Consider the following 22,336-nt stretch of genomic DNA (forward strand, 5'->3'; position numbering starts at 1 on the left):
TTTCAAATAATTTAATACTATTATGCACCCATAGCGCAACTGGATAGAGTGTCTGACTACGAATCAGAAGGTTGTAGGTTCGACTCCTACTGGGTGCATTTTTTTATTTTCGGGAAGTAGCTCAGCTTGGTAGAGCACCTGGTTTGGGACCAGGGGGTCGCAGGTTCGAATCCTGTCTTCCCGATAATATAGTCAAAAGAGAAAACATTAATTTGTTTTCTCTTTTTTGTTTTTCGTTAAAAATCTTTGCATTTTCAATATAAGTCCGTATAATTATAGTCAGAATTAGTCAAAGAAAGAGGTGGTATTATGCAGGGTAAGAATATTTCAGATATTATTGAGAAGTATTTAAAGGAAATGATTGCTGAAGACGAGAGAGTCGAAATAAGTAGATCTGATATTGCCAGCCATTTCGATGTGGTTCCATCACAAATTAACTACGTTATTAAGACTAGGTTTACCATTCAAAATGGATACGTAGTCGAAAGTAAGCGTGGAGGCGGTGGATACATTCGTATTGAAAAGGTGAAGCTGCTTGATAATATAGATATTTTAGATACGCTGATTAATGCCATTGGTGACGGTTTAACTCAACGTGAAGGTAAGGCAATTATCAACACTTTGGTGTTAAATAATCTAATTACTGACAATGAAGCTGATTTAGTGTTAGCATCTATTAACAAGCAGACACTAGCTGTCGGCAACAAACTACTTGAAAATGAAATTAGAGCGAATATAATGGTCGCAATACTTGATCATTTAAGATACAAAAGCTAGAAAGTGAGGCACGATATGGATAACATTTTTACTCCAAGCGCAAAGAACGTATTGATTTTGGCACAAGAACAAGCCAAAGTGTTTGGCCACCAAGGGATTGGGACAGAACACTTATTACTAGCTTTATCAATGGAAGATAACGGAATCGCAAAGTCAGCCTTAAAGCAATGCGATGTTCATGAAGATGATATTAAAGGCGAAATGGAAATCTTGGTTGGATACGGTAACCTAACAGATTCAGACAAGGACACATACCTACCATACTCACCTAAGGCTGAAGCAATCTTGACCTTATCTGGTCAAATTGCGAAGAAATACGGTGCAATTAAGATAGGAACAGAACACTTATTACTTGCCATCCTAGATACTCCAGACACTTTAGCTGCTAGAATTCTAGTGGCACTAAACGTGGTCGAAGTAAACGATGTAAAGAAGGTACTATTACGTAAGATGGGATTCCCAGGTGATTCAAGTTCAAACTCAAAGAACATTCCACTACCAGGAACTAAAGCAGCTCGCAACAACGGAACTACTCCTACATTAGACTCACTTGCGACTGACCTTACTAAGTCAGCCAAGGATGGTCTAATCGATCCTACTATTGGTAGAGACGATGTTATCAAACGTGTGATTCAAATTCTTAGTCGTCGTACTAAAAACAACCCAGTGCTAATCGGGGAAGCAGGGGTAGGTAAGACTGCCGTTGTTGAAGGTTTGGCATTAAAGGTTGCTCACAGACAAGTTCCAGAAGACATGCAAAACAAACGGATCATGATGCTTGAAATGGGAACCCTAGTCGCTGGTACTAAGTACCGTGGTGAGTTTGAAAAACGTCTAATGAAGATTATCAGTGAAATCAAGTCAGTGGGTAACGTAATCCTATTCATTGACGAACTACACACTCTAATGGGTGCCGGTGGTGCTGAAGGAGCTATCGATGCTTCTAACATCCTAAAGCCAGCACTTGCTAGAGGAGATCTTCAAACAATCGGTGCTACTACTTTGGATGAATACCAAAAGTACATCGAAAAAGATGGTGCATTGGCTAGAAGATTCGCAACTGTTTCAGTTGATGAACCTACTAGAGATGAAGCTGTCGAAATTCTAAAGGGAATTCGTCCTAAGTACGAAAGCCATCACCAAGTAAAGATTACCGATGACGCAATCGAAAAGGCCGTTGATTTATCAAGCAGATACATCAGCAACCGTTTCCTACCTGATAAGGCAATCGACTTGATGGATGAAGCTGCTGCAATGGTTAGAATCAATAACCTAGACGAAAACAATCCATTAGAAGAACTAGAAAACAAAATCAACGAATACAGTACTCAAATGGAAAGCGCCATCGAAGAACAACGCTTCGAAGATGCCGTTTCACTTCGTCAAAAGGAACAAGAACTACAAGAAGAACTAAAGACTAAGCGTCAAGAAACCGCTGATATCAAAAAGCAACGTCAAGAAGACCACAACTTCGATATCGAAGAAACTGGTGAAGATGTCGCTAAAGTTGTCTCAGAATGGACTGGTGTTCCAGTAACTAAGATGACCAAGGCTGACAGCAAGCGTTTGGTTAACCTAGAATCAATCCTACACAAGAAGATTATTGGTCAAAACGAAGCTGTTTCTGCCGTATCACGTGCAATCAGACGTGCTAGAAGTGGTATCAAGGATCCAAACAGACCAATCGGTTCATTCATCTTCTTAGGTCCTACCGGTGTTGGTAAGACTGAACTAGCTAAGGACTTAGCTGAAGAAATGTTTGGTTCAAAGGACGACATTATCAGAATTGATATGTCAGAATACATGCAAAAGGAATCCGCTTCTCGAATGGTTGGTTCAGCTCCAGGATACGTTGGATACGATGAAGGTGGACAATTGACCGAAAAAGTAAGACAACATCCATACTCAGTTGTCCTATTCGATGAAGTAGAAAAAGCTCATCCAGATGTCTTCAATTTGTTACTACAAGTATTAGACGATGGATACCTAACGGATTCTAAGGGTAGACATGTCGACTTTAGAAACACTGTGCTAATCATGACTTCTAACCTTGGTGCTAGAACACTACGTGATAAGAAGACCGTTGGTTTTGGTGCTGAACTAGATCATGACGATGAAAACTACAAGCTAATGAGAAAGACAGTCGAAGAACAAATGAAGAGATTCTTCAGACCAGAATTCTTAAACCGTATCGATGAAACAATCATCTTCCACGAACTAAACGAAAAACAAGTTCAAGAAATTGTTAAGCTAATGGCTAACGATTTATTGAAACGAGTTCACGACTTAGGTATCAACGTGAAGATGACTCCAGCAGCAATCGAATTGATTGCTAAGAATGGTTTCAATCCTGAATACGGTGCGCGTCCAATTCGTCGTGCATTGCAAAATGATGTCGAAGATAAAGTTTCTGAAGAAATTCTTTCTGGTGAAATTAAACCAGGGGATGACGTTTCAATCGGAGCATCTAAAGGCAAGATTACAATCACTAAAAAAGAAGCCGTTAAGGCATAATAAAAAAGAGGGAATTATCCCTCTTTTTTATTGTCTAAATCTTGACTTTATATACCTTCGAGAGTATCATACTAAATATATAACTACGAAGTGAAATGTGTGTCGGCGATCTATTGTCCGTCAGACACGCCTATATTAACCAAAAATAAGCTTCAATTTGAATTGCTTATTTTGGTTTTTTTTTGCTCATTTTTAGATAAAAAGGGTAAAAAAATGCATTTGTAACACAATTGTAATATTTCACTTACGTAGAAATTTTTGGAGGGGTGAAGAACTTGGCAGGACATTTAGTTAAATATGGTAAACACCGTATTCGTAGAAGTTACTCTCAAATCAAGGAAGTTCTTGATTTACCTAATTTAATTGAAATTCAAACCGATTCATACAAGTGGTTCTTAGATGAAGGTTTGCGTGAAATGTTTAACAGCATTATGCCAATTGATGATTTCCAAGGAAAACTATCCTTAGAATTCGTTGATTACCAATTATTAGAACCTAAGTACACTGTTAATGAAGCAAGAGATCATGAGGCTAACTACTCAGCTCCACTTCATATCACATTGAAATTGACCAATCATGAAACTGGTGAAATTAAGACCCAAGATGTATTCTTTGGCGATTTCCCATTGATGACTGATCAAGGTACTTTCATTATTAACGGGGCAGAACGTGTAATTGTTTCACAATTAGTTCGTTCTCCTGGTGTATTCTTCCACAAAGAAGAAGACAAAAATGGACGTATCAGCTATGGTACTACTGTAATTCCTAACCGTGGTGCCTGGATGGAATTCGAAACTGACGCAAAGAACTTATCATACGTTCGTATTGATAGAACTAGAAAGCTACCAATTACTGAACTAGTTCGTGCATTAGGTTTCGGTTCAGATGACGAAATTACTCAAATTTTGGGTAGCAATGATAGTCTTTCATTGACTCTTGAAAAAGATGTCCACAAAGACACAGAAGATTCACGTGTTGAAGAAGCATTAAAGGACATTTACGAACGTCTACGTCCGGGTGAACCTAAGACTGCTGATTCCTCTCGTAGCCTATTGACTACTCGTTTCTTCGATCCAAAACGTTACGACATGGCTCCTGTTGGTAGATACAAGACTAACAACAAGCTAAGCCTAAAGACTCGTTTACTAGGATTAACCCTTGCTGAAACTTTAGCTGATCCATATACTGGTGAAATTATTGCTAAGAAGGGTACTGTAATTGATAAGAATGTCATGAAGGAATTAGCTCCATACTTGGACCGCGAAGACTTCAAGGCATACACTTTCAACCCTTCAGAACAATCAGTTGTTCCAGAACCAATGACTGTACAAATCATCAAAGTACAATCAGAAAAAGACCCAGATCATGTTGTTAACATGATTGGAAACGACAACATCTCATTGGATTACCATCACATCACTCCAGCAGATATCATTTCTGCTATCAACTACTTCTTCAACTTGCAAGAAGGAATTGGTGAACCTGATGATATTGACCATTTAGGTAACCGTCGTATCCGTTCTGTTGGTGAACTACTACAAAACCAATTCAGAATTGGTCTAGCAAGAATGGAACGTGTAGTAAGAGAACGTATGTCAATTCAAGACACTACTACTGTTACTCCACAACAATTAATCAACATTCGTCCTGTAGTAGCTTCAATTAAGGAATTCTTTGGTTCATCACAATTGTCACAATTCATGGACCAAACTAACCCATTGGGTGAATTAACTCATAAACGTCGTCTATCTGCATTGGGACCTGGTGGTTTGACCAGAGACCGTGCCGGATACGAAGTTCGTGACGTTCACTACACTCACTATGGTCGTATTTGTCCTATTGAAACTCCTGAAGGTCCTAACATTGGTTTGATTAACTCACTTTCAAGTTATTCTAAGGTTAACAAGTACGGTTTCGTGGAAACACCTTACCGTCGTGTATCATGGGATACTCACAAAGTAACTGATAAGATTGATTACTTATCAGCTGACGAAGAAGATAACTTCGTAGTTGCTCAAGCTAACTCTCCATTAAATGAAGACGGATCATTCAAGAACGATGTTGTTATGGCTAGATACAAGTCAAACAATATTGAAACTAAGATTGAAAATGTTGACTACATGGACGTTTCTCCTAAGCAAGTAGTTTCAGTTGCCACTGCATGTATTCCTTTCTTGGAAAACGATGACTCCAACCGTGCCTTGATGGGTGCCAACATGCAACGTCAAGCTGTTCCTTTGGTTAACCCACATGCACCACTAGTTGGTACTGGTATCGAATACAAGGCAGCTCATGACTCTGGTGTTGCTTTAATCTGTAAACACCCAGGTACTGTTGAATACGTTGATGCTGACGAAGTACGTGTTAGAAGAGAAGACGGTTCATTAGATACTTACAAGCTAATGAAGTTCCAACGTTCAAACGGTGGTAAGAACTACAACCAACGTCCAATCGTTCGTGTAAACGACAAGGTTGACGCTGATGAAATTCTAGCTGACGGTCCTTCAATGGAAAACGGAGAACTTGCTTTAGGTCAAAACCCAGTTGTTGCGTTCATGACTTGGCAAGGTTACAACTTCGAAGATGCCATTGGTATTTCAGAAAGATTAGTTCGTGAAGATGTATACACTTCAATCCATATTGAAGAATATGAATCAGAAACTAGAGATACCAAACTTGGACCTGAAGAAATGACTAGAGAAATTCCTAACGTTGGGGAAGACGCTTTAAGAAACCTTGACGAAGAAGGAACTATCAGAATTGGTGCTGAAGTACATGATGGTGACATCTTGGTTGGTAAGGTTACTCCTAAGGGTGTAACAGAATTATCAGCTGAAGAACGTTTACTACATGCTATCTTCGGTGAAAAGTCTAGAGAAGTCCGTGATACTTCACTACGTGTACCTCACGGTGGTGGCGGTATCGTTCAAGACGTTAAGGTCTTCACTAGAGAAAATGGTGATGAATTAGCACCAGGTGTAAACAAGATGGTTCGAGTTTACATTGCTCAAAAACGTAAGATCCAAGTAGGGGACAAGATGTCTGGTCGTCACGGTAACAAGGGTACTGTTTCCATTGTTATTCCTGAAGAAGATATGCCTTACTTACCAGATGGTACTCCAATTGACATCCTATTGAGTCCCATGGGTGTGCCTTCACGTATGAACATTGGACAAGTTCTTGAATTACACTTAGGTATGGCTGCTAGAAAATTAGGTATCCACGTAAGTACTCCGGTATTCGATGGTGCTCGTGATTCAGATATCTGGGACGCTGTTAAGGAAGCTGGTATGGCTTCAGACGGTAAGTCAGTTGTTTACGATGGTAGAACCGGTGAACCATTCGATAAACGTGTTGCAGTTGGTGTAATGCACTACTTGAAACTTGCTCACATGGTTGACGATAAGATCCATGCTCGTTCAATTGGACCTTACTCACTAGTTACTCAACAACCACTTGGTGGTAAAGCACAATTTGGTGGACAACGTTTTGGTGAAATGGAAGTTTGGGCCCTAGAAGCTTATGGTGCCGCATACACACTACAAGAAATCTTGACTTACAAGTCAGATGACGTTGTTGGTCGTGTTAAGACATACGAAGCTATTGTTAAGGGTGAACCAATTCCTAAGCCAGGTGTTCCTGAATCATTCCGTGTTCTTGTAAAAGAACTTCAAGCTCTAGGATTAGACATGAAGGTTCTTAACGAAGACAACCAAGAAATCGAACTTCGTGACTTAGACAGCGAAGAAGACGACGGTGTTGTTAACGTTGATGCTTTAAGCAAACTAGCTGAAAAGCAAAAGAAAGAACAAGAAGAAAAAGATGAAGAAAAGTCTGAACAAGACGACAAAGCAAACACCAACTTTAAGGAATAAAGAAAGGGGACTATCCATTGGTCGATGTAAACAAATTTTCAAGCATGCAAATTGGATTAGCTTCTTCTGATAAAATTCGTAGTTGGTCATTTGGTGAAGTTAAAAAGCCAGAAACTATCAACTACAGAACTTTAAAACCAGAAAAAGATGGTCTATTCGACGAAAGAATTTTCGGTCCTACAAAGGATTGGGAATGTGCTTGTGGTAAATATAAACGTATTAGATACAAGGGTATCGTCTGTGATCGTTGTGGAGTAGAAGTTACACGTGCTAAAGTACGTCGTGAACGTATGGGTCACATTGAATTGGCTGCTCCAGTAACTCACATTTGGTACTTCAAAGGAATTCCAAGTCGTATGGGTCTTGTATTAGACATGAGCCCACGTGCTTTGGAAGAAATTATCTACTTTGCTTCATACGTTGTTACAGATCCTGGTGATACTCCACTAGAAAACAAGCAACTAATCTCAGAACAAGATTACCGTGAAAAGAAACTTGAATATGGTAACCGTTTCGAAGCTAAGATTGGTGCTGAAGCAATTAGAACTTTATTGAACAATGTTGATATCAATAAAGAAGTTGCTGAACTAAAAGATGAACTAAAGAAGGCTACTGGTCAAAAGCGTGTTAGAGCGGTTAGACGTCTAGATATTCTAGAAGCCTTCCTACAATCAGGTAATGACTTGTCATGGATGGTAATGGAAGCAATTCCAGTTATTCCACCTGACTTAAGACCAATGGTACAACTAGAAGGTGGCCGTTTCGCCACTTCTGACTTAAACGACTTGTACCGTCGTGTTATTAACAGAAATAACCGTCTAAAGAGATTGCTAGATCTACATGCTCCTGGTATCATCGTTCAAAACGAAAAACGTATGCTACAAGAAGCTGTTGATGCTTTAATCGATAACGGTCGTCGTGGTCGTCCTGTTGCCGGTCCTGGTAACCGTCCACTTAAGTCACTATCACACATGCTTAAAGGTAAGCAAGGTCGTTTCAGACAAAACTTACTTGGTAAGCGTGTTGACTACTCTGGTCGTTCTGTTATTGATGTTGGACCATTCTTGAAGTTCAACCAAATGGGACTTCCAGTTCCAATGGCCATGGAATTATTCAAGCCTTTCATTATGAAAGAACTTGTAAAACGTGGTAGTGCTTCAAACATTAAGTCTGCTAAACGTCAAATCGAACGTAAAGATGAAGAAGTATTCGATGTATTGGATGACGTAATTAAGGAACATCCAGTATTACTTAACCGTGCGCCTACATTGCATAGATTAGGTATTCAAGCATTCGAACCAGTATTGGTTTCAGGTAAATCAATGCGTCTTCACCCATTAGCTTGTGAAGCTTACAACGCCGATTTTGATGGTGACCAAATGGCCATCCACGTTCCTTTATCAGACGAAGCACAAGCTGAATCAAGACTATTGATGCTAGCTGCTACTCATATTCTTGCCCCTCGTGATGGAAACCCAATCGTTGCTCCTTCTCAAGATATGGTTATCGGTAACTACTACCTAACTATGGAAGAAGAAGGCCGTGAAGGTGAAGGTATGATCTTCAACACACCTGAAGAAGCTAAACTTTCATACCAAAGTGGTTTAACTCACTGGCACACTCGTGTTGGTATTGCCGCTTCATCAATGAGCGAAAAGCCATTCACTGACGAACAAAAGGACAAGATTTTGGTAACAACTATTGGTAAGATTATCTTCAACGGTATTCTTCCAAAGACATTCCAATACTTGAACGAACCAACTGATACTAACCTACATGGTCACTTATCTGACAGTTTCTTCTTAGAACCTGGTGAAGATATCCATGAACACTTGAAGAATGCCCCTCTAAACGGTGCTTTCAAGAAAGGTTTCTTATCAGACATCATTGCTGAAGTTTACAAGCAATACAAGGTAACTGAAACTTCACAACTACTAGATAGAATGAAGGACTTAGGTTACAACGAATCAACTAAGTCAGGTTTAACTGTTGGTATCACTGATGTTACTGACCTTAAGTCAAAACCTCAAATTATTGCTGATTCACACAAAAAAGTTGAAAACGTTACAAAACAATTCCGTCGTGGTTTAATTACTGACCAAGAACGTTACGAAAGAGTTATCGGTATCTGGAGCGATGCTAAGGATGAAATTCAAAACGACTTGTTGAAGAACTTCGATCCTCAAAACCCTATCTTTATGATGAGTGACTCTGGTGCCCGTGGTAATATCTCTAACTTTACTCAATTAGCTGGTATGCGTGGTTTGATGGCCGCACCTAATGGTGAAATCATGGAACTACCTATCACTGCTAACTTCCGTGAAGGTCTATCAGTTCTTGAAATGTTCATTTCTACCCACGGTGCCCGTAAGGGTATGACTGATACTGCCTTGAAGACTGCCAACTCAGGTTACTTAACTCGTCGTCTAGTTGATGTGGCTCAAGACGTTATTATCAGAGAAGAAGATTGTAACACTGACCGTGGAGTTATCGTTGCTGCATTGAAGCAAGGTAACGAAATGATTGAACCTCTATACGACAGAATCATTGGTAGATATGCTATGAAGACAGTTAAGAACCCAGAAACTGGTGAAGTAATTGTTAAGCATAACCAAATGATTAACGAACCTGAAGCTGAAGCAATTGAAGCTGCTGGAATTGAAGAAGTTGAAATTCGTTCAGCATTCACTTGTAACACAGTTCACGGGGTTTGTGAAAAATGTTACGGTCGTAACTTAGCTACTGGTTCACCTGTAGAAGTTGGTGAAGCAGTTGGTACTGTTGCTGCTCAATCAATTGGTGAACCTGGTACTCAATTAACTATGCGTAACTTCCATACCGGTGGGGTTGCTGGTAACGCCGATATCACACAAGGTCTTCCTCGTGTTCAAGAAATCTTCGAAGCTAGAAACCCTAAAGGTAAAGCAGAAATTACTGAAGTTACAGGTACTGTATCTCTAATTGAAGAAAATCCTGCTGAAAGAGTGAAGGAAGTTACTGTTAAAGGTGACGCCGACACTAGAACTTACAAGGTTCCAATTAACGCTCGTATGAACGTGGCTGAAGGTGACTTCATCCGTCGTGGACAAGCTATTAACGAAGGTTCAATTGATCCTAAGGAACTAATCAAGGTTCGTGACTCACTATCAACTGAAGTATACTTGCTAAGTGAAGTTCAAAAGACTTACCGTATGCAAGGGGTAGAAGTTAGTGATAAGCATGCTGAAATCATGGTTCGTCAAATGCTACGTAAGGTAAGAATCATGGACTCAGGTGACACTGACGTTCTTCCAGGTACTTTAATGGATATTAACGACTTTAAGGAAGCTAATGCTGACGCAGTTATTTCTGGTAAGATTCCAGCAACTGCACGTCCAGTTATCTTAGGTATTACTAAGGCTGCCCTAGAAACTAACAGTTTCTTATCAGCTGCATCATTCCAAGAAACTACTCGTGTTCTAACAGATGCTGCCATCCGTGGAAAGAACGATCCATTAGTTGGTCTTAAAGAAAATGTTATTATTGGTAAGCTAATTCCAGCTGGTACTGGAATGAAGACTTACGGTGAAATCAACGCTAAAGTTGAAGAACAAGAATCACCAAAAGTTGATTCAAACGACGTTTACTCAATTAGCCAAATTGAAAAACGTATGAATGAAGAAGACGTAAATAACCAATAATTTACAACTTAAAAATAGCAATCGCTGAATAGCGGTTGCTATTTTTTTATACATAGAAACATCAAATAGGATAGATATATAAATGGAATAAACGGAATCTTCCCGCTAATCTGTTTGATAAACGGATAGGACACTAGGGCGAAGAGACTGGCCACAAAGATAATTAATAGAATATGATTACCGGTTAACAAAAACAAAATCGCAAACAGATCGATATCTGCTTCACCGATGAAGTGGTAGTTGTAGTTTAAAAGGTAGAAGAAAAAATAAATGGGCATTAATATCAAAATTCTAGAGAAGGGGAGAGCAAAAATAAAAACAATTAATAGCAGTGAGTGTAGAATAATACTTGAAACCATTTGCTTGTGCATATCTTCTAGACTTAAGTAGAAAAGATAGACAATGATAAGCAATGGCAGCATGCTTCTGGTTTCAATAAATATTAATGGAAAGATTGTGCCTAAGAACACTTCGTTTACAAACGAGAAACTTGAGTAGGTCTTATGACAGTACCTGCATCTACCATGATTGAGTAGATAAGAGAAGATAGGGATTAAATCAATCACTTCTAGTCGATGTTTGCAGACATCACAATGGGAAAATCCGAGTAGACTTTCTTGATGTTCTAGTCGATAGAATAGTGCAGTGAGAAACGATCCAAAGGAAGAACCCAGGATAAATAAAATGAATAAAAACATATTTAAAACCTCCAATATTATTTACGAAAGAATTCCTAAGTTTCATTGACACAAATGAGACGTCGTGATAATATTATTAAGTGCTTATTCATCCGGTGAACTTTTACATAAAAAAGAACCACCTGGATGTGTGGACTTAAAAATAAATTTTATTGGAAGGAGGAATTTTTAGATGCCTACTATTAACCAATTAGTACGTAAAGGTCGTCATTCTAGAAGTTCTAAATCAAAAGCCCCAGCTTTAAACCATGGGTACAACAGTTACAAGAAGAAGCAAACTAACAACCCTGCTCCTCAAAAACGTGGAGTAGCTACCCGTGTTGGTACTATGACTCCAAAGAAGCCTAACTCAGCTCTACGTAAGTACGCCCGTGTTAGACTTTCAAACTTGATTGAAGTTACTGCATACATTCCTGGTATTGGTCACAACCTTCAAGAACATAGTGTTGTTTTAATTCGTGGTGGTCGTGTTAAGGATTTACCTGGGGTACGTTACCACATCGTTCGTGGTGCTCTAGATACTGCCGGTGTTGCTGACCGTCGTCAAGGTCGTTCAAAATACGGTACTAAGAAGCCTAAAGACTAAAACATTTATTCCGCTATAAGAAAACAAGGAGGATTTTTAAATGCCAAGAAAAGGAAATGTTCAAAAACGTGAAGTTCTTCCTGATCCAATCTACAACTCAAAATTGGTTTCAAGCTTAATTAACCGTTTGATGTTAGATGGTAAGAGAGGAACTGCATCAGAAATTTTATATGGTGCATTTGATCTTATTAAGAAAGAAACTGGAAATGACCCAGTTGACGTATTCGAAGAAGCTATGAACAACGTTATGCCTGTACTAGAAGTTAAGGCTCGTCGTGTTGGTGGATCAAACTACCAAGTTCCTATCGAAGTACGTCCTGACCGTCGTGTTACTCTAGGTTTACGTTGGATCGTAAACTACGCACGTCTACGTGGTGAACACACAATGGTTGAACGCCTAGGTCGTGAACTTATGGATGCTGCTAACAACACAGGTGCTTCAGTTAAGAAACGTGAAGACACTCATAAGATGGCAGAAGCTAACCGTGCATTTGCTCACTACCGTTGGTAAAATAAACGTACAAACTTATTTGTACATTTAATTGAGTGGCTAATGTGTTATTATATTAGCCACTTTTTTACAAAAGAGATTTATTTTTGAGAGGAGAAACTTTTTATAATGGCTAACAAACGTGAATTCCCATTAGAAAAAACTCGTAATATCGGTATCACTGCTCATATTGATGCCGGTAAGACTACTGCTACTGAACGTATCTTGTACTACACTGGTAGAATCCACAAAATTGGTGAAACTCATGATGGTGCTTCACAAATGGACTGGATGGTACAAGAACAAGAACGTGGTATCACTATCACTTCAGCTGCTACTACTGCACGTTGGAAAGATACTCGTATCAACATCATCGATACACCAGGACACGTGGACTTCACTGCCGAAGTTGAACGTTCACTACGTGTTCTAGATGGTTCAATTACTATCTTGGATGCTGCTGCTGGGGTTGAACCTCAAACAGAAACTGTTTGGCGTCAAGCTTCAGAATACGAAGTTCCTCGTATCGTATTCGCTAACAAGATGGATAAGCTAGGTGCTGACTTCGAAGCTTCTGTAGAATCTCTACACGAACGTCTAGATGCTAACGCACACGCTATCCAAATTCCTATCGGTAAGGAAGACACTTTCCAAGGTGTTATCGACTTAGTAGAAATGAAAGCATACATCTACGATCTAGATGAAAATGGTTCAAACTACGATATCGTTGATATTCCTGACGAATACAAAGAAAAAGCTGATGAAGCACGTGCTAACTTAATCGAATCACTTGCTGACATCAACGACGGAATCATGGAAAAATACCTTGAAGGTGAAGAAATTTCTGTACCTGAAATCAAGGCTGCCATCCGTCAAGGTACTCTTAACCTAGAATACTACCCAGTATTAGCTGGTTCAGCATTCAAGAACAAGGGTATCCAAATGTTAATGGACGCCGTATTGGACTTCTTACCATCACCACTTGATGTTCGTCCATACAAGGCTACTGACCCTGAATCAGGTGAAGATGTTGAACTTAAGGCTGATGACAGCAAGCCATTTGCTGCCCTAGCATTTAAGGTTGCAACTGACCCATTCGTTGGTCGTTTAACTTTCATTCGTGTATACCAAGGTACTCTAGAATCAGGTTCATACGTTCTTAACGCAACTAAGGACAAACGTGAACGTGTTGGTCGTTTACTACAAATGCACTCAAATGATAGAACTGAAATCCCAGAAGTATTCTCTGGTGATATCGCTGCCGCTATCGGTTTGAAGAACACCACTACTGGTGACTCACTAACTGATCAAAAGCACCCATTACACCTAGAATCAATGGTATTCCCAGATCCAGTTATTTCTGTTTCTGTTGAACCTAAGACTAAGGCTGACCAAGACAAGATGAACATTGCCCTACAAAAGCTATCAGAAGAAGATCCTACATTTAAGGCTGAAACTGATAACGAAACTGGTGAAACTATTATCGCCGGAATGGGTGAACTTCACTTGAACATCATCGTTGATCGTATGAAACGTGAATTCAAGGTTGAAGCTACTATTGGTCAACCACAAGTTGCCTACAGAGAAGCATTTACTAAGCCAACTAAGGCTCAAGGTAAATTCGTTCGTCAATCTGGTGGTAAAGGTCAATATGGTGACGTTTGGATTGAATTTACTCCAAATGAAACTGGTAAAGGTTTCGAATTCGAAAATGCTATCGTTGGTGGGGTTGTTCCTCGTGAATACATTCCTTCAGTTGAACAAGGTCTAAAAGAATCAATGGCAAACGGTGTTCTTGCTGGTTACCCATTGATTGACGTTAAGGCTAAGTTATATGATGGTAGTTACCATGATGTCGATTCATCAGAAGCTGCATTTAAGGTTGCTGCATCATTAGCATTAAGAAATGCTGCTAAGTCAGCTGGCCCAGTTATCCTAGAACCAATCATGAAAGTTGATATCGTGGTTCCAGAAGAATACATGGGTGATGTTATGGGACAAGTTACTGCACGTCGTGGTAACGTTGACGGTATGGAAGTTAGAAACAAAGCTCAACTAATCCATGCTATGGTTCCACTATCAGAAATGTTCGGTTACGCAACTACATTGCGTTCAGCATCTCAAGGTAGAGGTACTTTCTCAATGACATTCGATCACTACTCACCAGTTCCAGCCGCAGTTCAAGAAGAAATTATTGAAAAGAACGGTGGAAACAAGTAATTAGTGTTTCTAAATTAAGAAGTGTTGATTAATTTCAACGCTTCTTTTTTTGTACATAAAAAATTATTCATAAAAAAAGGGATTTCTTCTATAAATATAGATAAAAAATAAATTAAATAATATTTTTTGTGATTTGTTATTTAATTTAATAAGTTAGTTCTATGATCAAATAAATATAATATGGAAGAAAAAATAAAAAAATTTCAATTTTTTTGAAAAAAGTTTTAATGAAAAAATTTAAAAATAATTTCAATAAAATGAGTGAAAACCCTTGAAACACCGCAGAAAATCTAGTATTATATACAAGTACCTGTTCGAGGGGTTAGTATGCTCTCAAGCAGATATGAGAAAAGCGTTGATGTGGGAGGTTGCGACACACCCGGCCACTTTGTCATGAAGGGTGCGCCGGTAATTTCCACGGAGTTAGTCGTATTTAAAATACAGACGAGGAGGGAAAATAATGGCAAAGCAAAAGATTCGTATCCGTTTAAAGGCATATGAACACCGTACTTTAGATCAATCAGCTGAAAAGATTGTGGCTACTGCGCAAAGAACTGGTGCTAGTGTTTCTGGTCCAATTCCATTGCCAACAGATAGAACTGTTTATACTGTTCTAGCTTCACCACATAAGTTTAAGAAGTCACGTGAACAATTTGAAATGTTGACTCACAAACGTCTTATCGACATCTTAAACCCAACACCAAAAACAGTTGATTCACTAATGAAGCTTGATTTACCAAGCGGTGTTGATATCGAAATTAAACTATAATTAATCAAAATTACAATATATCGGAGGTGTACTCATGACCAGAAAAGGAATCTTAGGTAGAAAAGTCGGAATGACTCAAGTTTTCACTGAAAACGGTGAATTAGTACCAGTTACTGTTGTAGATGTAACTCCAAACGTTGTTCTACAAACTAAATCAACTGAAACTGATGGATACAACGCTATCCAACTTGGTTACGAAGACAAACGTGATGTTTTAAGTAACAAACCAGAAAAAGGTCATGTAGCAAAAGCAAATACAAATCCTAAGCGCTTCATTAAAGAAATCAGAGATGTTGAGCTTAGCGATTACAATGTAGCAGACGAAATCAAGGCAGACATTTTTGAAGCCGGTGACATCGTAGATGTAACAGGTATCACAAAGGGTCATGGTTACCAAGGTAACATTCATAAGGATGGTCAAGCTAGAGGTCCTGAAACTCACGGTTCTAGATACCACCGTCGTCCTGGTTCACTTGGTGTAATTATCAACCGTGTTACTAAGGGTATGAAATTACCAGGTAGAATGGGTAACAAGCAAGTTACTATTCAAAATCTTGAAGTAGTTAAGGCTGACGTTGACAACAACGTAATCCTAATTAAGGGTAACGTTCCTGGTGCCAACAAGTCATTCCTAACTGTTAAATCTGCAGCTCGCGGATCACAAAAATAAGAAAGGAGGAACCATAAATGACAAGCGTAGCATTATACAAACAAGATGGTAGCAAGAACGGAAACGTTGAATTAAACGATGAAATCTTTGCTATCGAACAAAACGACAGTGTTGTATTTGACGTTGTTTTGATGCAAAGAGCATCAATGCGCCAAGGTACACACGCTGTAAAGAACAGAAGCGCTGTTAGAGGTGGTGGTAAGAAGCCATGGCGTCAAAAGGGTACTGGACGTGCTCGTCAAGGTTCAATCCGTTCACCACAATGGCGTGGGGGTGGAATTGTCTTCGGACCAACTCCTCGTTCATACAGCTACCACTTACCAAAGAAGGTTAGCCGTCTAGCTATCAAGTCTGTTCTATCAGAAAAGGTTGCTAACGACAACTTCGTAGTTGTTGACTCATTAAGCTTCGATGCTCCTAAGACTAAAGACTTCTCAGAAGCACTAAACAAGCTAAATGCTTCAACTAAGACATTAGTAGTCTTGGAAGAAGACAACAAGAACGCTGTATTATCAGCTCGTAACCTAAAGAACGTTGAAATCGTTTCAGCTAAAGGTTTAAACACATTGAGCGTTGTAAACAGTGACAAGATTGTCATCACAAAGGCTGCTCTTTCTCAAGTAGAGGAGGTGCTCGCATAATGGAATCACGTGATATTATCCTACGTCCCGTTATTACAGAACAATCAACTGCTATGATGGACGAAAAGAAATACACTTTTGATGTTGACTTACGAGCAACTAAAACACAAGTGAAGAACGCAATTCAAGACATCTTTGATGTTAAAGTTGCAAATGTAAATATTATGAATCTTAAAGGTAAGCTAAAGCGCCAAGGTCGTTTCTCAGGTTACACTAAGAAGCGTCGTAAAGCGATCGTTACTTTATCAAACGATTCAAAAGAAATTAACTTATTTAGCAATAAATAAAATATCAATTTAGGAGGAAAACACCGTGGCTATTAAAAAATACAAGGCAACCAGTAATGGTCGTCGTAACATGACTAGCATTGACTACAGTGTTTTGACTACTTCAAAACCTGAAAAGTCATTATTGGCTCCTAAGTCACACACTGCTGGTCGTAACAACTATGGTCATATGACTGTTCGTCACCGTGGTGGTGGTAACAAGAATCAATACCGTATTATTGATTTCAAGCGTAACCATGACGACGTTGATGGTATCGTTAAGACTATCGAATACGATCCAAACCGTACTGCTAACATTGCGTTAGTTGTTTACACTGACGGTATCAAGTCATACATTCTAGCACCTAAGGGTCTAAAAGTTGGCGACAAGGTTCAATCAGGACCAAACGCTGATATCAAACCAGGTAATGCATTAGCATTGAAGGATATCCCTGTAGGTACAGTTATTCACAATATCGAATTAAAACCAGGTAAGGGTGGACAATTAGTTCGTTCTGCTGGTACTTCAGCTCAACTATTGGGTAAGGAAGGAAAATACGTACTAGTTCGTCTAGCATCTGGTGAAGTTCGTATGATTCTTTCAGTTAACCGTGCAACTATTGGTAGCATTGGTAACGAAGAACACTCATTAGTTAACATTGGTAAAGCTGGTCGTAACCGTTACAAGGGCCAACGTCCACACGTTCGTGGTTCTGTAATGAACCCTAACGATCACCCTCATGGTGGTGGTGAAGGTAAAGCTCCAGTTGGTTACCCATCACCATTATCACCATGGCACAAGAAGACTGTTGGTAAGAAGACTCGTAGTAAGAAGGCTCGTTCCAACAAGTTCATTGTTCGCCGTCGTAAGGGATCAAAGATGTAATAAACTAAGTTATACCTTCGGGTATACACTTCCCTATACTGATTTTGAAGAGGAGGTTTCATAATGTCTCGTAGTTTAAAAAAGGGACCTTTTGCCGATAAGCATCTTTTAAAGAAAATCGATGCTCAAAAAGACCAAGACAAGAAAGACGTAATCAAGACATGGTCACGTCGTTCAACAATCTTCCCTAGTTTCATTGGCTACACTATCGCTGTTTATGATGGAAGAAAGAACGTTCCAGTATATATTCAAGAAGATATGGTAGGTCACAAACTAGGTGAATTCGTACCAACTCGTACTTTCCATGGACATGGAAACGACGATAAGAAAACTGTTTAAGCAAGGAGGATAACAAATGGCTGAACAAGTTACATCAGCAAAAGCTACTGCTAGAACTGTTCGCATTGCCGCACGTAAGGTCCGCCTTGTAGTTGATCTTATTAGAGGTAAAAGCGTTTCAGAAGCAGCTGCAATCTTGAAGTTCACTCCAAGAGGAGCTTCACCAGTTGTTTCAAAAGTTTTAATGTCAGCTGTAGCAAATGCAGAAAATAATTTTGATTTAGATCGTGAAGACTTGGTAGTAAGCGAAGTTTTTGTTAACGAAGGACCAACTTTAAAACGTTTCCGTCCAAGAGCAAAAGGTTCTGCTTCTCCAATCAACAAACGTACTAGTCATATCACAGTTGTAGTATCAGAAAAATAGGAGGGATTAGCCGTGGGTCAAAAAGTAAATCCTACTGGATTACGTGTCGGAGTTATTCGCGATTGGGACGCAAAATGGTACGCTGAAAAAGCTGACTTTGCTAACGATCTTAACGAAGACCTAAAAATCCGTGAATACATTAGTAAGAGACTCGCTGACGCTTCCGTATCAAGAGTTGTTATCGAACGTGCTGCAAAGCGTGTTAACGTTTCAATTCACACTGCTAAACCAGGTATGGTTATCGGTAAAGGCGGATCAGAAGTCGAAAATCTTCGTAAAGAATTAAACAATTTAACAGGTAAGAGAGTTCACATCAACATCATCGAAATCAAGAAACCTGATTTAGATGCAAAACTTGTTGGTGAAAACATTGCTCGTCAATTGGAAGGCCGTGTAGCATTCCGTCGTGCAATGCGTCAATCAATGCAACGCTCTCGTCGTGCCGGTGCTAAGGGTATCAAAACTCAAGTTGCTGGTCGTCTAAATGGTGCAGATATGTCACGTGTGGAAGCATACGCTGAAGGAACTGTTCCATTGCATACACTAAGAGCAGACATCGACTATGCTTGGGAAGAAGCTCACACTACTTACGGATCAATTGGTGTAAAAACTTGGATCTACCGTGGTGAAGTTTTACCACAAGCAGTTAACGATGCTCAAGAAAACGATAAAGGAGGGAAATAAACATGCTAGTACCAAAACGTGTTAAGTTCCGTCGTGAACACCGTGGTAAGTTACGTGGTCATTCAAAGGGTGGAAACACTGTTTCATTCGGTGAATTTGGTTTACAATCAATCGATTCACATTGGATCACTAACCGTCAAATCGAAGCTTGTCGTATTGCTATGACAAGACATATGAAGCGTGGTGGGAAAGTTTGGATTAAGATTTTCCCTCACAAGTCATACACTGAAAAAGGTGTAGGGGTTCGTATGGGTAATGGTAAAGGTTCTCCAGCAGGATGGGTTGCTCCAGTTAAACGTGGAAAAGTCCTATTCGAAGTTGGTGGAGTTTCTGAAGAAGTTGCTCTAGAAGCTTTACGTTTAGCTTCAGCTAAACTTCCTGTTCGAACAAAGATTATTAAACGTGAGGAAGTAGGTGGCGAATCAAATGAAGGCTAAAGAAATTAATGAACTAACCACTGCTCAAATGCATGAAAAAGAACAAAGCTATAAAGAAGAACTATTCAACCTTCGTTTTCAATTAGCTACTGGTCAATTGGAAAACACTGCAAGATTGAAGCAAGTTCGTAAGAACATTGCACGTATCAAAACTGCTTTGCGTCAACAAGAACTAAACAAATAGAATACGATAGGAGGTCAATGTAATATGGAACGTAATATGCGTAAGGTCTACAGAGGCCGTGTTGTTTCAGACAAGATGGACAAAACCATCACTGTTGTTGTTGAAACTTACAAAACACATCCTACTTACGGAAAACGTGTTAAGTACTCAAAGAAGTACAAGGCTCATGATGAAAACAATGAAGCTAAGATGGGCGATATTGTAGAAATTATGGAAACACGTAAGCTATCAGCTACTAAGAATTTCCGTCTAGTTAATATCGTTGAAAAAGCTGTTATTATCTAACATAAGAATTTTATCGTATTCTGAGTAAATACCGGAAGGAGGGTATTAGCTAATGATTCAACAAGAAAGTCGTTTGAAAGTTGCTGATAACTCAGGTGCTCGTGAACTTTTAACTATCAAAGTTTTAGGTGGATCAAGCAGAAGATATGCAGGTATCGGTGATATCATTGTTGCTACTGTTAAGCAAGCAACACCAGGTGGCGTTGTCAAAAAGGGTGACGTTGTTAAGGCTGTAATCGTAAGAACTAAGTCAGTATCACGTCGTGCAGATGGTTCATACATCCGTTTCGATGAAAATGCTGCCGTACTTGTTCAAGATGATAAAAGTCCAAAGGGAACTCGTATTTTCGGACCAGTTGCACGTGAACTACGTGACAACGAATTCATGAAGATCGTTTCTCTAGCCCCTGAAGTACTTTAATTAATCAATGTCAACCAAGGAGGTGCCAAGAAATGTTTATTAAAACCGGTGACAAAGTTCGCGTTATTAGTGGTAAGGATAAAGGTAAAGAAGGTACTGTTACCAAGACTATCGCTTCAAAAGATCGCGTAATCGTTGAAGGCATTAACATTGTTAAGAAACATCAAAAAGCTTCACAAGCTAACCCACAAGGTGGCATTAATGAAGTTGAAGCTCCTATTCATGTTTCAAACGTTATGTTAATTGACCCATCAACTAACGAACCAACTAAGGTTGGATTCAAAATTGAAAATGGTAAGAAAGTTCGTATTTCTAAAAAATCAAACAAATCAATCGATTAAAATTTAATTGAAAGGAGGATACCTTTCCATGTCAAACCGTTTACAAGAAAAGTACAAAAATGAAATTACAAAAGCATTAGTTGAAAAGTTTAACTACTCTTCAGTTATGCAAGCTCCAAAAATTGAAAAGATCGTTCTAAACATGGGTGTTGGTGACGCTGTTACTAACGCTAAGAACTTAGACGAAGCTGTTTCAGAATTAACTCTAATTTCTGGTCAAAAACCTCTAGTAACTAAGGCTAAGAAATCAATCGCCGGCTTCCGTTTACGTGAAGGTATGTCAATTGGTGCCAAAGTTACTCTACGTGGTGAACGTATGTATGACTTCTTAGACAAGTTAGTTAACGTTTCATTACCACGTGTTCGTGATTTCCATGGTGTTAACAACCGTTCATTCGACGGTCGTGGTAACTACACTCTAGGTATTCGTGAACAATTAATTTTCCCAGAAATTAACTACGATAACGTTAACCGTGTACGTGGATTAGACATCGTTATTGTTACAACTGCTAACACTGACGAAGAATCCAAAGAATTGTTAACTCAATTCGGTATGCCATTTGCAAAATAATAGGAGGGTATAAATAATATGGCTAGAAAAGCATTAGTTGTAAAAAGTGAACGTCCTGCTAAATTCTCAACAAGAAATTACACTCGTTGCGAACGCTGTGGTAGACCTCATTCAGTTTACAAGAAGTTTCATTTATGCCGTCTATGCATCAGAGATCTTGCGCACAAAGGCCAAATCCCTGGTATGAAGAAGGCAAGTTGGTAAAATTAACTATAATTAGATAGGAGGTCTACGTTAATGTCCATGACAGATCCAATCGCTGACTTATTAACTAGAATTCGTAACGCCAACATGGCTCGTCACGATTCAGTTGAAGTTCCAGCTTCAAAAATCAAAAACAACATTGCTGAAATCTTAAAACGTGAAGGTTTCGTTCGCGATGTTGAATACGTTGAAGACGACAAACAAGGCGTTATCCGCGTATTCCTAAAATATGGTAAGAACAATGAACGTGTTATCACTGGTTTGAAGCGTATTTCAAAACCTGGTCTACGTTCATACGTAAAATCTGATTCAATTCCTAAGGTATTAAATGGTTTAGGTATTGCAATTATCTCAACTTCTGAAGGTGTTATCACTGATAAAGAAGCTCGTGCTAAAAAAATTGGTGGAGAAGTATTAGCTTACATTTGGTAATA

The 22,336-nt window shown here is 39.1% G+C and carries 24 protein-coding genes and 2 tRNA genes; 25 read left to right on the forward strand and 1 reads right to left on the reverse strand.

Features of this window, described 5'->3' with window-relative positions:
* Window positions 1-24: 24 nt before the first annotated feature.
* From J3U50_RS01315 to rpoC, 6 genes are all read left to right on the forward strand, one after another.
* Window positions 25-98: transfer RNA gene (locus J3U50_RS01315), tRNA-Arg, on the forward strand.
* Window positions 99-110: 12 nt separating this feature from the next.
* Window positions 111-184 (forward strand) — tRNA-Pro (locus tag J3U50_RS01320).
* Between the two features lie 125 nt (window positions 185-309).
* Window positions 310-777: a CtsR family transcriptional regulator gene (locus tag J3U50_RS01325; protein WP_034531487.1), complete on the forward strand. Its 468-nt coding sequence runs from the start codon at window positions 310-312 to the stop codon at window positions 775-777.
* A gap of 15 nt (window positions 778-792) precedes the next feature.
* Complete coding sequence (locus tag J3U50_RS01330; RefSeq protein ID WP_053791938.1) at window positions 793-3,291, forward strand: ATP-dependent Clp protease ATP-binding subunit; 2,499 nt, start codon at window positions 793-795, stop codon at window positions 3,289-3,291.
* Between the two features lie 266 nt (window positions 3,292-3,557).
* The gene (locus J3U50_RS01335; RefSeq protein WP_301945427.1) at window positions 3,558-7,166 is read left to right on the forward strand and encodes a DNA-directed RNA polymerase subunit beta; all 3,609 of its coding nucleotides are present in this window, start codon (window positions 3,558-3,560) and stop codon (window positions 7,164-7,166) included.
* A gap of 17 nt (window positions 7,167-7,183) precedes the next feature.
* Window positions 7,184-10,846, forward strand: a complete 3,663-nt coding sequence (rpoC, locus tag J3U50_RS01340; protein ID WP_041152920.1) for a DNA-directed RNA polymerase subunit beta' — start codon at window positions 7,184-7,186, stop codon at window positions 10,844-10,846.
* A gap of 38 nt (window positions 10,847-10,884) precedes the next feature.
* On the opposite strand, the gene J3U50_RS07325 is transcribed toward rpoC, so the two are convergent.
* Window positions 10,885-11,544 (reverse strand): A24 family peptidase, encoded by a 660-nt coding sequence (locus tag J3U50_RS07325; protein WP_368042530.1) that lies wholly within the window; start codon window positions 11,542-11,544, stop codon window positions 10,885-10,887.
* A 172-nt stretch (window positions 11,545-11,716) separates the two neighbouring features.
* Between J3U50_RS07325 and rpsL the strand changes: the two genes are divergently transcribed.
* From rpsL to rpsH, 19 genes are all read left to right on the forward strand, one after another.
* Window positions 11,717-12,130: a 30S ribosomal protein S12 gene (rpsL, locus tag J3U50_RS01345; RefSeq protein ID WP_034531492.1), complete on the forward strand. Its 414-nt coding sequence runs from the start codon at window positions 11,717-11,719 to the stop codon at window positions 12,128-12,130.
* A 40-nt stretch (window positions 12,131-12,170) separates the two neighbouring features.
* Window positions 12,171-12,641: a 30S ribosomal protein S7 gene (rpsG, locus tag J3U50_RS01350; RefSeq protein WP_034531493.1), complete on the forward strand. Its 471-nt coding sequence runs from the start codon at window positions 12,171-12,173 to the stop codon at window positions 12,639-12,641.
* A 108-nt stretch (window positions 12,642-12,749) separates the two neighbouring features.
* A complete protein-coding gene (gene fusA / locus J3U50_RS01355; RefSeq protein WP_054608321.1) occupies window positions 12,750-14,840 on the forward strand; it encodes an elongation factor G in 2,091 nt (696 codons plus the stop codon).
* 460 nt (window positions 14,841-15,300) lie between these two features.
* On the forward strand, window positions 15,301-15,609 hold the full coding sequence (gene rpsJ / locus J3U50_RS01360; RefSeq protein ID WP_034531495.1) for a 30S ribosomal protein S10: 309 nt from the start codon (window positions 15,301-15,303) through the stop codon (window positions 15,607-15,609).
* Between the two features lie 34 nt (window positions 15,610-15,643).
* Window positions 15,644-16,279, forward strand: coding sequence for a 50S ribosomal protein L3 (gene rplC / locus J3U50_RS01365; RefSeq protein ID WP_034531496.1), 636 nt, complete (start codon window positions 15,644-15,646; stop codon window positions 16,277-16,279).
* A gap of 17 nt (window positions 16,280-16,296) precedes the next feature.
* Window positions 16,297-16,920 (forward strand): 50S ribosomal protein L4, encoded by a 624-nt coding sequence (gene rplD, locus J3U50_RS01370; protein ID WP_034531497.1) that lies wholly within the window; start codon window positions 16,297-16,299, stop codon window positions 16,918-16,920.
* Window positions 16,920-17,207 (forward strand): 50S ribosomal protein L23, encoded by a 288-nt coding sequence (gene rplW, locus J3U50_RS01375; protein ID WP_034531498.1) that lies wholly within the window; start codon window positions 16,920-16,922, stop codon window positions 17,205-17,207. The genes rplD and rplW overlap by 1 nt, the downstream gene beginning before the upstream one ends.
* A 25-nt stretch (window positions 17,208-17,232) precedes the next feature.
* Window positions 17,233-18,072 (forward strand): 50S ribosomal protein L2, encoded by an 840-nt coding sequence (gene rplB / locus J3U50_RS01380; protein ID WP_034531499.1) that lies wholly within the window; start codon window positions 17,233-17,235, stop codon window positions 18,070-18,072.
* Between the two features lie 63 nt (window positions 18,073-18,135).
* Window positions 18,136-18,411 (forward strand): 30S ribosomal protein S19, encoded by a 276-nt coding sequence (gene rpsS, locus J3U50_RS01385; protein WP_034531502.1) that lies wholly within the window; start codon window positions 18,136-18,138, stop codon window positions 18,409-18,411.
* A 16-nt stretch (window positions 18,412-18,427) separates the two neighbouring features.
* Window positions 18,428-18,775 carry a 50S ribosomal protein L22 gene (rplV, locus tag J3U50_RS01390; protein ID WP_034531503.1) on the forward strand — a complete coding sequence of 116 codons (348 nt, stop codon included), beginning with the start codon at window positions 18,428-18,430 and terminating at the stop codon, window positions 18,773-18,775.
* Window positions 18,776-18,787: 12 nt separating this feature from the next.
* A complete protein-coding gene (gene rpsC, locus J3U50_RS01395; protein WP_034531504.1) occupies window positions 18,788-19,459 on the forward strand; it encodes a 30S ribosomal protein S3 in 672 nt (223 codons plus the stop codon).
* Window positions 19,460-19,461: 2 nt separating this feature from the next.
* Window positions 19,462-19,896: a 50S ribosomal protein L16 gene (gene rplP, locus J3U50_RS01400; protein WP_034531505.1), complete on the forward strand. Its 435-nt coding sequence runs from the start codon at window positions 19,462-19,464 to the stop codon at window positions 19,894-19,896.
* Window positions 19,886-20,080: a 50S ribosomal protein L29 gene (gene rpmC / locus J3U50_RS01405; protein ID WP_034531506.1), complete on the forward strand. Its 195-nt coding sequence runs from the start codon at window positions 19,886-19,888 to the stop codon at window positions 20,078-20,080. The genes rplP and rpmC overlap by 11 nt, the downstream gene beginning before the upstream one ends.
* Before the next feature lie 24 nt (window positions 20,081-20,104).
* A complete protein-coding gene (gene rpsQ / locus J3U50_RS01410) occupies window positions 20,105-20,365 on the forward strand; it encodes a 30S ribosomal protein S17 (RefSeq protein WP_138741669.1) in 261 nt (86 codons plus the stop codon).
* Between the two features lie 52 nt (window positions 20,366-20,417).
* Window positions 20,418-20,786 (forward strand): 50S ribosomal protein L14, encoded by a 369-nt coding sequence (gene rplN, locus J3U50_RS01415; protein ID WP_034531509.1) that lies wholly within the window; start codon window positions 20,418-20,420, stop codon window positions 20,784-20,786.
* Between the two features lie 32 nt (window positions 20,787-20,818).
* The gene (gene rplX / locus J3U50_RS01420; RefSeq protein WP_034531511.1) at window positions 20,819-21,127 is read left to right on the forward strand and encodes a 50S ribosomal protein L24; all 309 of its coding nucleotides are present in this window, start codon (window positions 20,819-20,821) and stop codon (window positions 21,125-21,127) included.
* A 28-nt stretch (window positions 21,128-21,155) separates the two neighbouring features.
* On the forward strand, window positions 21,156-21,698 hold the full coding sequence (gene rplE / locus J3U50_RS01425) for a 50S ribosomal protein L5 (RefSeq protein ID WP_034534416.1): 543 nt from the start codon (window positions 21,156-21,158) through the stop codon (window positions 21,696-21,698).
* Window positions 21,699-21,716: 18 nt separating this feature from the next.
* The gene (locus tag J3U50_RS01430; protein ID WP_034531514.1) at window positions 21,717-21,902 is read left to right on the forward strand and encodes a type Z 30S ribosomal protein S14; all 186 of its coding nucleotides are present in this window, start codon (window positions 21,717-21,719) and stop codon (window positions 21,900-21,902) included.
* A 33-nt stretch (window positions 21,903-21,935) separates the two neighbouring features.
* On the forward strand, window positions 21,936-22,334 hold the full coding sequence (gene rpsH, locus J3U50_RS01435) for a 30S ribosomal protein S8 (RefSeq protein ID WP_034531516.1): 399 nt from the start codon (window positions 21,936-21,938) through the stop codon (window positions 22,332-22,334).
* The last annotated feature ends 2 nt before the right edge of the window (window positions 22,335-22,336 follow it).

It is taken from the genome of Lactobacillus sp. B3795, assembly GCF_026535805.1.
GTDB lineage: Bacteria > Bacillota > Bacilli > Lactobacillales > Lactobacillaceae > Apilactobacillus > Apilactobacillus kunkeei_C.